Consider the following 15,568-nt stretch of genomic DNA (forward strand, 5'->3'; position numbering starts at 1 on the left):
TAAACTAGGAATATAGCAAGAATGAAATGAGGGATTAACATGACACAACATTATCAAAATATCGTGATTGGCTTTGGTAAAGGGGGCAAAACCCTAGCGAAAACCTTGGCTGGTCGTCAAGAACAAGTGCTCTTAATTGAAGCTTCTCCTAAGATGTACGGGGGGACCTGTATCAACATCGGCTGTATTCCATCTAAGACTTTGATTGAAGCAGCAGGCCAAGGCTTAGACTTCGAAGCAGCGGCTGCTCGTAAGGCTAAGTTAATTGCTGCTTTAAACGACAAAAACTATCACATGATTGCAGATGAAGCAAGTGCCGAAGTTTGGACTGGTTGGGCTCGTTTTACTGGAAACCACAGCCTTGAAGTCACCTTAACTGACGGTCAAACCCGTCAAGTAACAGGGGACCGCATCTTCATTAATACTGGGGCTAAGACTGCCTTACCAGCTATTCCTGGCTTGGAAGGCAATGATTTTGTCTTAACTTCAACAGAAGCCTTGGATTTACAAAAGTTGCCAAAACGTTTAGTTGTGGTAGGGGCAGGGTATATCGGTTTGGAAATGGCCGATATGTTCCGGACCTTCGGTTCTGAAGTGACCGTCTTGGATATTTTTGACCGCTTCATGCCACGTGAAGAACCAGAAATTGCCACTCAAATTAAGGCAGATATGGAAGCTGCTGGTTTGACCTTCTACTTAGGCATTCAAGATTTGGCCTTTGAGGGCGGGACTGTAACCTATAACTACCAAGGGCAAAGTCATCGCCTAGAAGCTGATGCCATCTTGGTGGCAGCTGGTCGTCGCCCAAATACCGCGCAATTAGGCTTAGAAAATACAGATATTGAATTGGATGCTCAAGGTGCGGTGGTAGTCAATGAATACTTAGAAACAGCTGTTCCTGGCGTTTACGCTTTGGGTGATGTCAAAGGTGGCCCACAATTCACCTATGTATCCCTGGATGATTTCCGCATTGTCAAAGACCAACTCTGGGGCGACAAGTCTCGCAAGGTGTCTGACCGTAATCTCATTCCTTACACCGTCTTCCTCCAAACCCCATTATCACATGTGGGCTTGACAGAAGCGCAAGCGGTGGAAGCAGGCCATGAGGTCTTAGTCTTCGGCTTACCAATGGCGGCTGTGCCTAAAGCCAAAGTCATCGGCAATGACCGCGGTAGCTTCAAGATCATTGTCAACAAGGCAGATCAAACTATTTTAGGTGCGACTCACTATGGGGTTATGTCGCCAGAAGTCATTAACTTCTTGGCTCTAGCCATCAAGACCAAGGTGCCTTACACTGAAATTCGCGACTTCCTCTTCACCCATCCAACCATTGCGGAAGCCTTGAACGATGTCTTAAAACAACCAAAATAAGCATGAGCAGCGAGGCCTAGGTCTCGCTGCTTTTTGTCTAGTCGGACTACGTCAAAAGTGGTGGTTTTGACAGGCGAAATTTGCTATAATGGGAGAGCACTGAACAGATAAAGGAGTCGATGACATGACCAAACCAGCAGTCTGGTATGAACTCATCAAAGAAGAAAAACATACTGGCGCCCGCCTGGGAATCTTACATACCCCGCACGGATCCTTCCCGACCCCCATGTATATGCCGGTCGGTACCTTGGCAACCATCAAGGGCCTGTCGCCTGAAGAACTCAAGGAGATGGGGGCAGACGTTGTCCTAGCCAACACCTACCACCTCTGGTTACGACCAGGGGAAGACTTGGTAGCGGAAGCCGGTGGCCTACATAAATTTATGAACTGGGACAAGGGGATTCTGACTGACTCGGGCGGTTTCCAAGTCTTTTCCCTCAGCGACATGCGTAAAATCACTGAGGAAGGGGTCCATTTCCGCAACCATATTAATGGAGAGAAACTCTTCCTGTCGCCTGAAAAGGCCATTCACATTGAAAACCAATTAGGTGCCGACATTATCATGAGTTTTGACGAGTGTCCACCATTTGACCAGTCTTATGACTATGTCAAACGCTCAATCGAACGGACGACGCGTTGGGCTGAGCGAGGCTTACGGGCCCACCAACGTCCACAGGATCAAGCCCTCTTTGGTATCTTGCAAGGGGCAGGCTACAAGGATTTACGCCTAGCCCATGCTCAAGATATGATTGCCATGGACTTCCCAGGTTATTCGATTGGAGGCCTGTCAGTTGGGGAATCTAAGGAAGAGATGAATGAAGTCCTGGATTACTTGACGCCTGTCATGCCTAAGCACAAGCCACGTTATCTAATGGGAGTTGGTTCACCTGACTCGCTGATTGATGGCGTCATTCGTGGGGTGGATATGTTTGACTGTGTCTTGGCCACACGGATTGCCCGCAATGGGACCTGTATGACGAGCCAAGGACGTTTGGTAGTCAAGAATGCTCAGTATGCCCGTGACTTCCGTCCAATCGACGAGAAGTGCGATTGCTACACCTGCAAGCACTACAGTCGGGCTTACATTCGCCACTTGATTAAATGTGACGAAATTTTCGGCCTACGTCTGGCTTCCATTCATAATGTCCACTTCTTGCTCAATCTCATGAAGCAAGTCCGCTACCACATTGAAAATGACTCGCTGCTAGACTTCCGCCAAGCCTTCTTCGAAGAATACGGTTATAGCAAGGCCAATGCGCGTAATTTCTAGAAACTGCTAGCAATTTATAGCAGAGTCTGATAAAGTATAGATTATAGAACACAATAAGGAGTGACAAAATGGATTTACTAGTTAGTGTATTACCCTTTGTCTTAATCATGGGGGTTATGTACTTCTTCATGATTCGCCCACAACAACGCCAAGCTCAAGAAAAGCAACAAATGTTGCAAGCCCTCAAAAAAGGGGATGCCATTGTAACAATTGGCGGCTTACACGGGGTTGTTGAAGAAGTTGACTTGGCAAACCGTTTGGTTGTCTTAGACTGCGAAGGTATCTACTTAACCTACGAATTAAGCGCTGTTGCCACTGTTAAACAAGGCGAACGCGTACGTCCTTCAGTAGCTGACTTAGAACCAAAAGAAGAAGTAAGCAATGAAGAAGCCTAAGTCCTAGGCTCAAGCTGAGACGCTGTCTCAGCTTTTTTTGTGTCGATCATAAGAAAGGCAGGGGAGAAGTGACTAGAATGTTCGTCTTTTTACTGACTTTTTCAACAAGACAAAAAGCCCATTAGAATAAGGATTTTGCAGGTCTTTCCTCAGCCAAATGACAACATTCAAATGGAATTTTGATTTTTTAGAGCAAGTGACTAGAGCTAAAGGGGGCAGATAGGCTATAATATAAGAGATACTAGACCCCTAAGACACCAATCAAGGGGACAAAGGATGTGACCTATGAAAGCCTTTATTCGTTATATGGTCAAGCGCCTAGCCTACATGCTCTTGACGCTCTTTATTATTGTAACTGTCACTTTCTTCTTAATGAAACTCCTGCCAGGGACGCCATTTTCCAATGAAGATCAGTTGACTGCTGCCCAAATTCAAACCCTCAACGCTAAGTATGGCCTGGACCAGCCAATTTGGGTTCAATATGGGCGTTACTTGCTCAATATTCTCAAGGGAGACCTAGGGGTGTCCTTCCAATTTAACAATACGCCAGTTTCTCAGCTTATTATTGACCGGGCGGGTCCTTCTATGCAATTAGGCTTACAGGCTATGTTGCTGGGGACTGTACTGGGGACTTTCCTAGGTGTCATTTCGGCAGTCTACCAAAATACCTGGATTGACCGTTTTACTTCGGTCTTTGCCATTGCGGGCCGTTCAGTTCCAAGCTTTGTCTTCGCCGTTGTCTTGCAATTTCTCTTTGCCGTGGTCCTAGCTTGGTTCCCAATTGCCTTCTGGCGTGATGGCTTTGCTTCAACCGTCTTACCAACTATTGCCTTGTCCCTGTCACCGATGGCGGATGCGGCCCGCTTTGTCCGGACGGAAATGATTGAAGTTCTCAATGCGGATTATATTGAGCTGGCTCGGGCCAAAGGCTTCAGCCGCTTCTATGTGGTGATGCGCCATGCCTTACGCAATGCTATCATCCCACTCCTATCTATTATTGGGCCTATGACGGCTGGCTTGATGACAGGTTCCCTGGTAGTGGAAAATATCTTCTCCATTCCAGGTATCGGTGAACAATTCACCAAGTCGATTATGGTGAACGACTTCCCAACCATTATGGGGGTTACCATTCTCTATTCCACCTTGTTAGTGGTCATGATTTTAATTTCTGACATAGTCAATGGGTTAATTGATCCACGACTCCGTCTGACCGGAGGTGCCTAAGATGCAACATGAATTAGCTAAGTCTTCCTATAATGAGGCTTTACTAGCTCAAGCAGGGGACCTAACCGCGCAAAAACTGCAACTGGCTAAGCGTGACTGTGGTCGCCAAGATGCCATGAGTGATGTACCAGCCTTGAGTTTCTGGCAGGATTCTTGGCGCCGTTTGCGACGCAATAAAGCGGCTATGGTTTCCTTGATTATTATTCTGGCCTTTATTATCTTGGCCATTCTGGCTCCTTGGATTGCGCCTTACTCACCAACGGCTCAGAATCCATCCTATGCCAATTTGCCACCTAAGATTCCAGGACTAGAAGGTTTATCCTGGTTTAATGGCTATGGGGCCAACCGGGCTGGAAAATTGGTCGATCGCTACCTAGCTGCCAAAGTACCGGCAGGTACCTACTATTATTTAGGGACTGACGCCCTAGGCCGTGACTTGCTGTCACGTATCCTCTATGGGACGCGCATTTCCCTCTTGATTGCCTTTGTAGCAGCAGCCATTAACCTGGTTTTTGGTGTCATTTATGGCTTGGTTTCTGGGTGGTTTGGGGGTAAAATCGATACCCTCATGCAACGGATTTTAGAAATCCTATCAGGGATTCCTAACCTGGTCATCGTGATCCTCATGCTCTTGGTGCTCCAACCAGGGATTGTGTCCATTATTATTACCATTGCCTTGACTAGCTGGATTTCCATGTCTCGTGTGGTGCGGGCTCAAACTATTCGTATCAAGCAACAAGAATATGTCTTAGCAGCTCGTGTGCTAGGCCAATCAACCCTTAAAATTATGTTCCGTCACATCCTGCCTAATATGCTGGGCTTGATTATTGTCCAAGTCATGTTTGCCTTGCCGGCAGCCATCTTCTTCGAAGCCTTCCTAAGCTTCATTGGGATTGGGATTCCGGCGCCAGCAGCTAGTCTGGGGACCTTAATTAATGATGGATACAAGACCTTCCGTTTCTTGCCACACTTAATGTGGTATCCAGCAGGTGTCATTTCGATCCTAATGCTAGCTTTTAACCTTCTGGCGGACGGCCTGCGTGACGCCTTCGACCCTAAAATGAAAGAGTAGGTGACTTTATGACAGAACGTGTCTTAAGCATCGAGAATTTACAGGTTCAATTCAAAACCTATGCGGGAACTGTCCAAGCCATTCGAGGCGTGGACTTCCAACTCCACAAAGGTGAAACTTTGGCTATCGTAGGGGAATCAGGTTCTGGTAAAACGGTGACCTCCCGCGCCATTATGCGTCTATTGAGCCAGAGTGCCACTATTAATGAGGGCAAGATTGATTTTATGGGTCAAGACCTCCGCAACTTAAGCGGTAAGCAAATGGAAAAAATCCGTGGCTCGCAAATTGCCATGATTTTCCAGGATCCCATGACTTCGCTTAACCCAACCCTAACCATTGGACGTCAATTGGTGGAAGTCATCATCAAACATCGCAAGTTTTCGCGCGCAGAAGCAGTCGCGGAAGCCTGCAACTTGCTCAGCCTCTGTGGGATTAAGGACCCTGAGCAACGCCTGAAGGATTACCCAAGTCAATTCTCAGGTGGTCAACGCCAACGGATTGTCATTGCCATCGCCTTGGCAGGGGACCCAGAAATTTTGATTGCCGATGAACCAACGACCGCCTTAGACGTTACAGTTCAAGCACAAATTATTGAGCTCTTACAGGACATTCAGCGCCAAAAGGGTATGGCCATTATCTTCATTACCCACGATTTAGGGGTGGTAGCCAATATCGCAGACCGCGTGGCGGTGATGTATGCAGGTCGATTGGTAGAAATTGGGCCGGTGGATGAAGTTTACTATAATCCACAACATCCTTACACCTGGGGACTTTTGTCAGCGACGCCGACCTTGACCTCGTCAGGTCCGCTATATGCCATTCCGGGAACCCCGCCTAACTTGCTCAATCCACCAAAGGGCGATGCCTTTGCCTGCCGTAATGAGTATGCCCTGGATATTGATTTTGAATTGCAGCCTCCAATGTTTGAGGTTAATCCGGGCCACTATGCCGCAACTTGGCTCTTGCATCCAGAGGCCCCTAAAGTGGCACCACCGGCTAGCATTCAAGAACGCTATGCCTATTATCAAGCTAAGAAGGAGGCTGAATCGCATGACACAAGCTCTAATTGAAGTGCGCAACCTCAAACAGTATTATCATCAGGACCATACGGTCGTTAAGGCTGTAGACGATGTTAGCTTCACCGTGCAAGCGGGGGAGACCTTTGGTTTAGTAGGGGAATCAGGGAGTGGTAAATCAACCATTGGCCGTGCCATTGTCAATCTCTATCAGCCAACTGATGGCCAGATTTTCTATCAGGGGAAGGCTTTAAGCGACTTATCAAAGGGAGAGCGACTGGATTATAACAAGGACGTTCAAATGATTTTCCAAGATCCTTATGCTTCCTTAAATCCTCGTATGAAGGTCCAAGATATTGTAGCTGAAGGTATGGAAGTCCATGGCTTGGTAGCCTCCAAGTCAGAGCGAGATGCCAAAGTGGCGGAGCTCCTGGCTTCAGTCGGTTTGTCACCTGAACATGCCTTACGCTATCCGCATGAATTTTCGGGCGGCCAACGCCAACGGATTGGGATTGCTCGTGCCTTGGCGGTTGAACCTAAGTTTATTGTCTGCGATGAACCTATCTCAGCCTTGGATGTCTCCATCCAAGCCCAAATCATTAACCTATTGCAAGGCTTGCAAGAAGAGCGAGGCTTGACCTATCTCTTTATCGCCCATAACTTGGCCATGGTTAAATACTTTAGTGACCGTATTGGCATGATGTATCGAGGTCGCATGGTGGAATTAGCAACTGCTGAAGCGCTCTATGAGCAACCGCTACATCCTTATACTCAGAGCCTACTGTCAGCTATTCCCTTGCCAGATCCAGATCAGGACCGTCAGCGTCAACGGATTGTCTATCAGCCAAGTCAGGCTGAATTAGAAGCGCCTCATGACTGGGTGCAAGCACAAGACCAGCATTGGGTCATGAAAGCCAAAGCCTAATAAGCTAAGCATAAACCTTCTTCCTGTATCAGGGAGGAGGTCTTTTTGTGCTTCAATTAGATTGTGAAGGGTAACCCCAAAAGCGCGTGATTTTAATAAGTCCATGTGAAGTAAAATTCACTAACTGAAATATTAGTTGGAAAGATACCAGAAAACACATGCTGTTTCGTTATTATAAGGCGATTTTGAAACAGATATTTGAGTGTAGTATTACAGTTCAACCCTTAATGTATCCACTTTCCGACCAAAAGTAACCGTTTTTCTTAGATAAATGGCCCTTATATTGTATCATTCACAAAAACGGACGATAGGGGCTAAAGTGACTATTATCAAGCCTTAGCGCTTGCATTTACTGAGCAAGAGTGGTAAATTTATAAGGTACAGTCTGCCAGTAATACAGAAATTAAGTCTGTCTTGCTTGGTAGTAGTTAAAAAAAGAGAGGAAAGTGTACAAGTATGGCAAAAAAAGTTAAGATTGAAGACTTATTGCGTCCAGATAACTTTAACTTCGACATGGTCCAAGTCTTGAGCCCAGAAGGTAAAGTTGTCAACAAAGATTTATTACCAGATTTATCTGATGAAGAATTGGTTCAATTGATGGAAGATATGGTATGGTCCCGTATCTTACACGAACGTTCAACTGCTTTGAACCGTCAAGGACGTTTAGGCTTCTACGCTCCAACTTTTGGTCAAGAAGCATCACAATTAGGCTCTGTTGCCGCTCTTAAACCAGAAGACTACATCTTGCCTGGTTACCGTGATGTGCCTCAGCTCATCAAACACGGTTTACCACTCCACAAGGCTTTCTTATGGTCACGTGGTCACGTAGAAGGGAACAACTACCCAGCTGACTTCAATGCTTACCCACCACAAATCATCATCGGGGCACAATATGTGCAAGCTATGGGGGTTGCTTTAGGTCTTAAGAAGAACGGTAAAAACGCAGTTGCTGCAACTTGGACTGGTGACGGTGGTTCTTCACAAGGGGACTTCTACGAAGGGATTAACTTCGCCGGCGCTTACAAAGCACCAGCAATCTTCTTCATCCAAAACAATGGTTGGGCGATTTCTACGCCACGTTCACTCCAATCTGCTGCGCCTACTTTGGCTCAAAAAGCAGTTGCTGCTGGGATCCCAGGGATTCAAGTAGACGGGATGGACATCTTAGCAGTTTATGCTGTAACCAAAGCTGCGCGTGAATATGCTGTAGCAGGTAATGGCCCAGTCCTCATCGAAACAATGTGCTACCGCTTCGGTCCACATACCTTATCAGGTGATGACCCAACCCGTTACCAACCAGACGGTGTTCAAGAAGAATGGCGTGCAAAAGATCCACTCATTCGTTTCCGTACTTACTTAGAATCAAAAGGCCTCTGGTCTCAAGAAAAAGAAGAAGCGGTAATCGAACGTACTAAGGAAGAAGTCAAGGAAGCCATCAAGTTAGCTGACCAAGCACCTAAACAAAAGATTTCTGACTTCTTGAAGAACATGTACGAAACACCAGACTTCATCACAGCAGAACAAATCAAGAAATTCGAAGCAAAGGAGAATAACTAATAATGGCTCAAAAAACGATGATTGAGGCTATCACAGAAGCGTTAGCCATTGAATTACGCAATGACGACCGTACCCTTATTTTTGGGGAAGACGTCGGCTTGAACGGGGGGGTATTCCGTGCCACTCAAGGTTTACAAGCAGAATTTGGTGAAGACCGCGTCTTCAACACTCCTTTAGCAGAATCTGGTATCGGTGGTATGGCCATCGGTTTGGCTTTGGAAGGTTTCCGTCCAATCCCTGAAATCCAATTCTTAGGCTTCGTCTTCGAAGTAATGGACTCTGTTGTTGCTCAAGCAGCACGTACTCGTTACCGTCTTGGCGGTAGCCGTAACATGCCAATCACTTTCCGCGCACCATTTGGTGGTGGGGTTCATACGCCTGAATTGCACGCGGATAACTTGGAAGGTCTCTTGGCTCAATCACCAGGTATCAAGGTTGTTATTCCTTCTGGTCCATACGATGCTAAAGGCTTGCTCTTGTCATCTATCCGTGACAACGACCCAGTTATCTTCTTAGAGCACATGAAACTCTACCGTTCTTTCCGTGAGGAAGTGCCAGAAGCTGAATACACCATTCCTTTAGGCAAAGCTAATGTTGTCAAAGAAGGGAACCACGTATCCATCATCACTTACGGGGCAATGGTTCGTGAAGCGGTTAAAGCGGCTGAAAAGCTTGAAAAAGACGGTATCTCTGTTGAAATCCTTGACCTACGTACTGTTCAACCACTTGACATCGAAGCAATCGTCGCAACCACTGAGAAAACTGGTCGCGTAGTAGTGGTTCAAGAAGCACAACGTCAAGCAGGGGTTGGCGCTCGCGTAATGGCTGAAATCACTGAACGTGCGGTTCTTTCCTTGGAAGCACCAGTTGGTTTCGTTGCAGCACCTGACACCATCTTCCCATTCGGTCAAGCCGAACATGACTGGTTGCCAAACGCAACAGACATCGAAGAAAAAGTACGCGAAGTATACAACTTCTAATATTCAGTTGAGGAAAGGAAGTAAATAACATGGCTTTTAAATTCAGATTGCCTGATATCGGTGAAGGGATTGCCGAAGGCGAAATCGTAAAATGGGACGTCAAAGAAGGCGACACCATTCAAGAAGACGATACATTAGTGGAAATCCAAAACGACAAATCGGTTGAGGAAATTCCATCTCCAGTTACTGGTAAAATCTTAAAAATCTTGGTTCCAGAAGGAACTGTTGCGCGCGTAGGGGACGTTTTAGTTGAAATCGACGCTCCTGGTCATGAAGACGAAGGCGATGCAGCACCAGCTGCAGAAGCTGCACCAGAAGCGGCTCCAGCTGCGGTAGCTGCACCTGCAGCACCAGCAGGCCCAGGTGCCCCAACAGGCGCTCCTGCAGGTGAAGGTAAACGTGTCTTAGCAATGCCATCTGTTCGTAAATTAGCTCGTGACAAGGGTGTTGACATTCGTTTAGTAACGCCTTCTGGTAAGGGTGGTCGTGTTGTGGCAGCTGACGTCTTAGCCTTCAACGGCGAAGCAGCACCAGTTGCGGCTGCAGAAGTAGCAGCGCCAGCTGAAGTAGCAAGCCCAGCGGCAGCACCAGCAGCACCAGCACAACCATATGTATCTGGTAAGGGTGAAGCTGAAACTCGTGAACCATTATCTCCAATGCGTAAAGCAATTTCTAAGGCAATGGTTAACTCTAAACACACAGCTCCTCACGTAACCCTCTTCGACGAAGTAGAAGTATCTGCTTTATGGGATCACCGTAAGAAGTTCAAAGACATTGCCGCTAACCGTGGTACTAAGTTAACCTTCTTGCCATATGTGGTAAAAGCTTTAGTAGCAACTGTTAAGAAGTTCCCAGTCCTCAATGCTTCTATTGACGACGCTAGCCAAGAAATTGTCTACAAGAACTACTACAACATCGGTATTGCAACTGACACTGAACGTGGCCTCTTCGTACCAAACGTGAAAGACGCTAACACTAAGTCAGTATTCGACATTGCAGATGAAATCAACGGCAAGGCAGCTTTAGCTCACGAAGGTAAGTTAACTGCTCAAGACATGAGCCAAGGGACTATTACAATCTCTAACATTGGTTCTGCACGTGGTCAATGGTTCACACCAATCATTAACTACCCAGAAGTTGCTATCTTAGGGATGGGGACGATCAACGTTCAACCAGTAGTTAACGCTGAAGGCGAAATTGCTGTTGGCCGTATGTTGAAATTGTCCTTGAGCTTCGACCACCGTATCGTTGATGGTGCTACTGCACAAAATGCTATGAACGAATTGAAACGTTTATTGGCTGACCCAGAATTATTATTGATGGAAGGTTAAGGTGAAATAGATTATGGTAGTAGGAGATTTCGCAATTGAACTCGACACAGTCGTGATTGGTTCTGGCCCTGGTGGGTATGTAGCAGCTATTCGTGCTGCTCAACTCGGCCAAAAAGTTGCCATCATTGAAAAAGACTACATCGGGGGGACCTGCTTGAACGTAGGTTGTATCCCTTCTAAGGCTTTGATCAACGCTGGCCACACCTACCACAATGCTAAACACGGTGACCACTTTGGGGTTATTGCCAAAGACATCACTGTGGACTTCAAACGTACCCAAGAATGGAAAGACAAAGAAGTTGTTGCTAAGTTAACCGGCGGGATTCGCATGTTGCTTAAGAAGAACAAGGTAGAGATTATTGAAGGGGAAGCTTTCTTCGTAGATGATCATACATTACGTGTAGTCAAAGAAGACTCAGCTCAAACTTACAGCTTCAACAATGCCATCGTGGCAACTGGTAGCCGCCCAATCGAAATCAAAGGCTTCAAGTACAGCGACCGCGTGATTGACTCTACCGGTGCTTTGGCCCTAGACCACATTCCATCTTCTATGGTGGTAATCGGTGGGGGTTACATCGGTTCAGAATTAGCAGGTGCTTTCGCTAACTTCGGTACTAAGATTACAATCTTGGAAGGTTCTAACCAAATCATCCCAACTTTTGAAAAAGACATGGTTAAATTAGTGGAAAATGAATTCGCTAAGAAGGGTGTAGATATCATCACCAACGCTATGGCTTTGAACTCAGAAGTAAAAGACAAGTCTGTTGTAGTTACTTATGAAGTAGGGGGCAAACAACACACTGTTGAAGCAGAATACTGCTTAGTAACGGTTGGTCGCCGTCCTAACACCGATAACTGCGGCTTGGAAGTTGCTGGGGTTATCGTGGGCGAACGTGGTTTGATCAACGTTGACAAACAAGGTCGTACTAACAAACCAAACATCTTCGCCATCGGTGACGCTGTTCCAGGTGCAGCTTTAGCCCACAAAGCAAGCTACGAAGCTAAGGTTGCTGCTGAAGCAATCGCTGGGCAAGCATCTGAAGTTGACTACGTGGCAATGCCAGCAGTCTGCTTCACTGACCCAGAATTATCTTCTGTAGGCTACACTCTAGATCAAGCTAAAGAAGCTGGTTTGAATGCTAAAGCTGTTAAATTCCCATTAGCTGGGAACGGTCGTGCCTTGTCCTTGAATGCAACTGAAGGTTTCGTACGTTTAGTTGTGGATAAGGAAGACAACACCATCTTAGGGGCACAAGTCGCAGGGGTTAACGCTTCTGACATCATTGCTGAATTGACCTTGGCAGTTGAAGGCGGCTTGAACGCTGAAGACATCGCCTTGACAATCCACTCACACCCATCCTTAGCTGAAACAGTTATGGATGCTGCTGAGTTGGCTTTAGGTCACCCAATTCACGTCTAATTAAGTTCCCAATATATCATATATGATATATTGGTCAGAGCCGGGGGAATCCTCGGCTCTTTTCTTAAATGGTTGTGAAAGGGCTTATCTACTTGGAATAGCGCCTTTTTTATGCAAAAAAGTAGCGGATTCATAGCCTAAAAGCTTGTAATTGATTTGTAATAGATGTATAATGAGTGTAACGAGATTCGAGAATCCACTCAAGGGGGAAACGATGATGAGATCATTCAAAAAAGTAATCGCGACCTTACTATTATTTGCGACTATTCTAGTGCCGTCTTTTGCGGCTCATGCAGAGAGCTTGAACGCTATCTTAAAATACAGTATCTACGATTTATACAGTGGACAGTTTATTCAAGATGTTAACTTCTTGACCCATTCATCTAAAGATGCTTCTATCATTCAAACGGTGGAGTGGTTTAATGAACGGGGCATTATGATGGACCCGAAACGCTTCAATCTCAAGGTATCCAGTTACTTAACAGAATACTCAACTTCTAAAGGTAACCTATCAGCCTATACAGCAGATATTATGGTTTACACAACAGAGGCTGAAGTTCTGAAGAACTTGGGGATTAAGGCTGAGACAGAACCGGGTGTTCGCAATGTCATTGAATTGCCTCTTTATGAGCCAGAACGCCAAATGCGTGAAGCCTGGGAAAATGCGACTAACTCTGTTCCAACTGCTGTTACTCCAAATGCACCAGCTACCGAAACAAGTAGTGAAAGTAGTGCTCCAGCGGGCGCTAGTAGCTCTAGTGCCAGCCAAAATAGTACATCGACTACAAGCCGGGCCAGTGAAATTAACAAGCCGGTGACAGTTGATAAGTCATCTAGCAACGAAACAAACGCTAAGCCTAATGAAAATAGCCGTAGTAATACAGCTAGTCAAGACATTGCTTATAGTGTCGTTTCAGAAGTAAAACCTGATGAAAGCAACAAACCAGCTAACAATCAGAATGCGACTGATAATAAAGTAGCAGCTAATCAACAAAATAATAATACCAATCAAGCTGCTAACAAGCCGGCTGCCAATAATCAACAGGTAACAGTTAATAAAACAGCAAACAATAACAGCCAGTCTGAATCCCGCTCAGAAGCTTCTCAAGCACCCGTTGTTCAGAAGAAAGCCTTACCTAAGACAGGGGAAGAATCCAACTTTGGTTGGTTACTCGCTCTTTTCTTGGTAATTGCTGGTGTAGCTGTTCTGTTCGGTTACAAGAAAACACGAAAGCAATAGAAAGAAAGCTCCCTTTTTAGGGGGCTTTTTGACTTATTTAATTGACACTTGCTGGCTTTAAGGGTATACTAGTAGCAATTTAGGGGCAAAATCCGAATTTTTAAGGAAATCCCGTGAGGTTTCCAAGGTGCTCAGGCCAGCTTTGACTTGGCCATGTCGACGATTTTGTCTAGATGGAGAAGTGACTATGAAACGACGTGTTTTATTCGATGCTAGCCAAATTAACCGCATGCTGACCCGCATGGCTCATGAAATCAATGAGCGGACTGATATTCATCAAGTAGTTTTGGTCGGCATTAAGACTCGAGGGGCCAATCTAGCTGATCGCCTGCAAGAGAAACTAGCCACCATTACCCAGGTTCAAGTGGGTGTAGAACACATCGATATTCAATTCTATCGGGATGATTTGGTTAAGAATCATGCTGATCCACAAATAAAACATCTTTCTTTTACTCACAATTTAACTGACAAGACTGTGGTCATTGTGGATGATGTCCTCTATACAGGCCGTACTGTGCGTGCCGCTATGGATGCCATCCTCGACGTTAGCCGTCCCCAGGTCATTCGTTTGGCCATTATGGTGGACCGCGGCCACCGCGAGCTTCCCATTCGGGCAGACTTTATTGGTAAGAACATTCCCACAGCACATGAGGAGAATGTCCATGTCTGTCTGCAAGAAGTGGATGGGACTGAAGAAATTCTACTTACTTAAGATTTGACTTTTTAAGCTAGTCCAGAGAGGCTATCAAGAGGAAAACTTAAGGGTCTTGTTAGGCGATAATAAGACGCTCATAAGTCAACCACCTGATAGCTCGGACTATTAGGTGGTTTTTTCTTATAGTTTGATAGCATGATAAGGAGGAGACGTATGAGAAACTTAGTAAAGATGTCAGATTTAAGCAATGAGGAGGTTTATGGCCTGATTGAGAGAGCCTTAGAGCTCAAGGCAGGGGCCAGTCCCATTCAACGCCCCGACCTCATAGCGGCCAATCTTTTCTTCGAAAATTCGACCCGGACCAAGCACAGTTTTGAGGTGGCTCAAATGAAGTTAGGCTTGCAGGTCCTGAATTTTGATGCGTCTACATCCTCTCTTAACAAGGGTGAGACCCTCTATGATACCTGTAAGACGCTTGAAGCGATTGGCTGCAACATCTTGGTCATTCGCCATAGCCAAGAAGCTTACTATCAGGAACTAGAAGGCTTGGCCATTCCGGTCATCAGTGGCGGCGATGGCAGTGGGGAACATCCTAGCCAGTGCTTGCTGGATTTGATGACCCTCTATGAAGAATTTGGCCATATAGAAGGGCTGGAGCTAGTGATAGCAGGTGATATCAAGAATTCGCGGGTGGCCCGAAGCAACTATCACATGCTGAGCCGATTGGGGGCCAAGGTCCAATTTGTGGGACCTCAAGTCTTTGCAGATCCGACTTTGGGACAAATGGTCGACTTCGACCAGGTCATTGGCCAAGTCGATGCCTGCATGCTTTTACGCGTCCAATTTGAACGCCATCAGGAGCAAGTGGCCTTAAGCCAGGCTGACTATCATGCCCGTTATGGCCTAACGCCAGCTCGCTACCGAGCCCTCAAGCCACAGGCCATTGTCATGCATCCAGCACCAGTCAACCGGGACATGGAGATTGCCTCTGAGTTGGTGGAAGCTCCTCAATCTCGCATTTTCACCCAGATGACCAATGGCCGTTTTATGCGTCAAGCCATTCTGGAGAAACTGATTGCCGATAACGCCCTCTAACAAGATAGAAAGGAAGT

14 protein-coding genes are annotated in these 15,568 nt (G+C 46.2%); all 14 read left to right on the plus strand.

From position 1 onward, the window contains the following. Positions 1 to 39 precede the first annotated feature (39 nt). The 14 genes from RWO08_RS02295 to RWO08_RS02360 all read left to right on the plus strand — a co-directional run bounded on the left by RWO08_RS02295 (position 40) and on the right by RWO08_RS02360 (position 15,551). Positions 40 to 1,371, plus strand: a complete 1,332-nt coding sequence (locus tag RWO08_RS02295) for an FAD-dependent oxidoreductase (RefSeq protein WP_314211129.1) — start codon at positions 40 to 42, stop codon at positions 1,369 to 1,371. Positions 1,372 to 1,495: 124 nt separating this feature from the next. After that, positions 1,496 to 2,641 carry a tRNA guanosine(34) transglycosylase Tgt gene (gene tgt / locus RWO08_RS02300; RefSeq protein ID WP_023390711.1) on the plus strand — a complete coding sequence of 382 codons (1,146 nt, stop codon included), beginning with the start codon at positions 1,496 to 1,498 and terminating at the stop codon, positions 2,639 to 2,641. A gap of 68 nt (positions 2,642 to 2,709) precedes the next feature. Next, a complete protein-coding gene (yajC, locus tag RWO08_RS02305; RefSeq protein ID WP_023390710.1) occupies positions 2,710 to 3,036 on the plus strand; it encodes a preprotein translocase subunit YajC in 327 nt (108 codons plus the stop codon). Between the two features lie 285 nt (positions 3,037 to 3,321). Next, the gene (gene opp3b, locus RWO08_RS02310; protein ID WP_023390709.1) at positions 3,322 to 4,260 is read left to right on the plus strand and encodes an oligopeptide ABC transporter permease; all 939 of its coding nucleotides are present in this window, start codon (positions 3,322 to 3,324) and stop codon (positions 4,258 to 4,260) included. Position 4,261: 1 nt separating this feature from the next. Beyond that, a complete protein-coding gene (gene opp3C / locus RWO08_RS02315; RefSeq protein WP_023390708.1) occupies positions 4,262 to 5,332 on the plus strand; it encodes an oligopeptide ABC transporter permease in 1,071 nt (356 codons plus the stop codon). Between the two features lie 8 nt (positions 5,333 to 5,340). Then, complete coding sequence (locus RWO08_RS02320; RefSeq protein WP_314062010.1) at positions 5,341 to 6,402, plus strand: ABC transporter ATP-binding protein; 1,062 nt, start codon at positions 5,341 to 5,343, stop codon at positions 6,400 to 6,402. Then, the gene (locus tag RWO08_RS02325) at positions 6,383 to 7,273 is read left to right on the plus strand and encodes an ATP-binding cassette domain-containing protein (RefSeq protein ID WP_314062012.1); all 891 of its coding nucleotides are present in this window, start codon (positions 6,383 to 6,385) and stop codon (positions 7,271 to 7,273) included. The genes RWO08_RS02320 and RWO08_RS02325 overlap by 20 nt, the downstream gene beginning before the upstream one ends. 456 nt (positions 7,274 to 7,729) lie before the next feature. After that, a complete protein-coding gene (pdhA, locus tag RWO08_RS02330) occupies positions 7,730 to 8,830 on the plus strand; it encodes a pyruvate dehydrogenase (acetyl-transferring) E1 component subunit alpha (RefSeq protein WP_314049451.1) in 1,101 nt (366 codons plus the stop codon). Positions 8,831 to 8,832: 2 nt separating this feature from the next. Further along, positions 8,833 to 9,810 carry an alpha-ketoacid dehydrogenase subunit beta gene (locus RWO08_RS02335; RefSeq protein ID WP_023390704.1) on the plus strand — a complete coding sequence of 326 codons (978 nt, stop codon included), beginning with the start codon at positions 8,833 to 8,835 and terminating at the stop codon, positions 9,808 to 9,810. Between the two features lie 29 nt (positions 9,811 to 9,839). Continuing rightward, a complete protein-coding gene (locus tag RWO08_RS02340; protein WP_314211130.1) occupies positions 9,840 to 11,141 on the plus strand; it encodes a dihydrolipoamide acetyltransferase family protein in 1,302 nt (433 codons plus the stop codon). A gap of 13 nt (positions 11,142 to 11,154) precedes the next feature. Beyond that, positions 11,155 to 12,561 (plus strand): dihydrolipoyl dehydrogenase, encoded by a 1,407-nt coding sequence (lpdA, locus tag RWO08_RS02345; RefSeq protein ID WP_023390702.1) that lies wholly within the window; start codon positions 11,155 to 11,157, stop codon positions 12,559 to 12,561. A gap of 217 nt (positions 12,562 to 12,778) precedes the next feature. Then, positions 12,779 to 13,801 (plus strand): LPXTG cell wall anchor domain-containing protein, encoded by a 1,023-nt coding sequence (locus tag RWO08_RS02350; RefSeq protein ID WP_314211131.1) that lies wholly within the window; start codon positions 12,779 to 12,781, stop codon positions 13,799 to 13,801. Between the two features lie 187 nt (positions 13,802 to 13,988). Then, positions 13,989 to 14,513 carry a bifunctional pyr operon transcriptional regulator/uracil phosphoribosyltransferase PyrR gene (gene pyrR / locus RWO08_RS02355; protein ID WP_314211132.1) on the plus strand — a complete coding sequence of 175 codons (525 nt, stop codon included), beginning with the start codon at positions 13,989 to 13,991 and terminating at the stop codon, positions 14,511 to 14,513. 156 nt (positions 14,514 to 14,669) lie between these two features. Continuing rightward, the gene (locus RWO08_RS02360) at positions 14,670 to 15,551 is read left to right on the plus strand and encodes an aspartate carbamoyltransferase catalytic subunit (RefSeq protein ID WP_314211133.1); all 882 of its coding nucleotides are present in this window, start codon (positions 14,670 to 14,672) and stop codon (positions 15,549 to 15,551) included. The last annotated feature ends 17 nt before the right edge of the window (positions 15,552 to 15,568 follow it).

The organism is uncultured Abiotrophia sp., from assembly GCF_963520105.1.
Classification (GTDB): domain Bacteria; phylum Bacillota; class Bacilli; order Lactobacillales; family Aerococcaceae; genus Abiotrophia.

Bases quoted from the DNA above. Each gene is read 5' to 3' on its own strand.
- RWO08_RS02295 (WP_314211129.1), top strand. From the start codon at position 40: ATGACACAACATTATCAAAATATCGTGATTGGCTTTGGTAAAGGGGGC.
- tgt (WP_023390711.1), top strand. From the start codon at position 1,496: ATGACCAAACCAGCAGTCTGGTATGAACTCATCAAAGAAGAAAAACAT.
- yajC (WP_023390710.1), top strand. From the start codon at position 2,710: ATGGATTTACTAGTTAGTGTATTACCCTTTGTCTTAATCATGGGGGTT.
- opp3b (WP_023390709.1), top strand. From the start codon at position 3,322: ATGAAAGCCTTTATTCGTTATATGGTCAAGCGCCTAGCCTACATGCTC.
- opp3C (WP_023390708.1), top strand. From the start codon at position 4,262: ATGCAACATGAATTAGCTAAGTCTTCCTATAATGAGGCTTTACTAGCT.
- RWO08_RS02320 (WP_314062010.1), top strand. From the start codon at position 5,341: ATGACAGAACGTGTCTTAAGCATCGAGAATTTACAGGTTCAATTCAAA.
- RWO08_RS02325 (WP_314062012.1), top strand. From the start codon at position 6,383: ATGACACAAGCTCTAATTGAAGTGCGCAACCTCAAACAGTATTATCAT.
- pdhA (WP_314049451.1), top strand. From the start codon at position 7,730: ATGGCAAAAAAAGTTAAGATTGAAGACTTATTGCGTCCAGATAACTTT.
- RWO08_RS02335 (WP_023390704.1), top strand. From the start codon at position 8,833: ATGGCTCAAAAAACGATGATTGAGGCTATCACAGAAGCGTTAGCCATT.
- RWO08_RS02340 (WP_314211130.1), top strand. From the start codon at position 9,840: ATGGCTTTTAAATTCAGATTGCCTGATATCGGTGAAGGGATTGCCGAA.
- lpdA (WP_023390702.1), top strand. From the start codon at position 11,155: ATGGTAGTAGGAGATTTCGCAATTGAACTCGACACAGTCGTGATTGGT.
- RWO08_RS02350 (WP_314211131.1), top strand. From the start codon at position 12,779: ATGAGATCATTCAAAAAAGTAATCGCGACCTTACTATTATTTGCGACT.
- pyrR (WP_314211132.1), top strand. From the start codon at position 13,989: ATGAAACGACGTGTTTTATTCGATGCTAGCCAAATTAACCGCATGCTG.
- RWO08_RS02360 (WP_314211133.1), top strand. From the start codon at position 14,670: ATGAGAAACTTAGTAAAGATGTCAGATTTAAGCAATGAGGAGGTTTAT.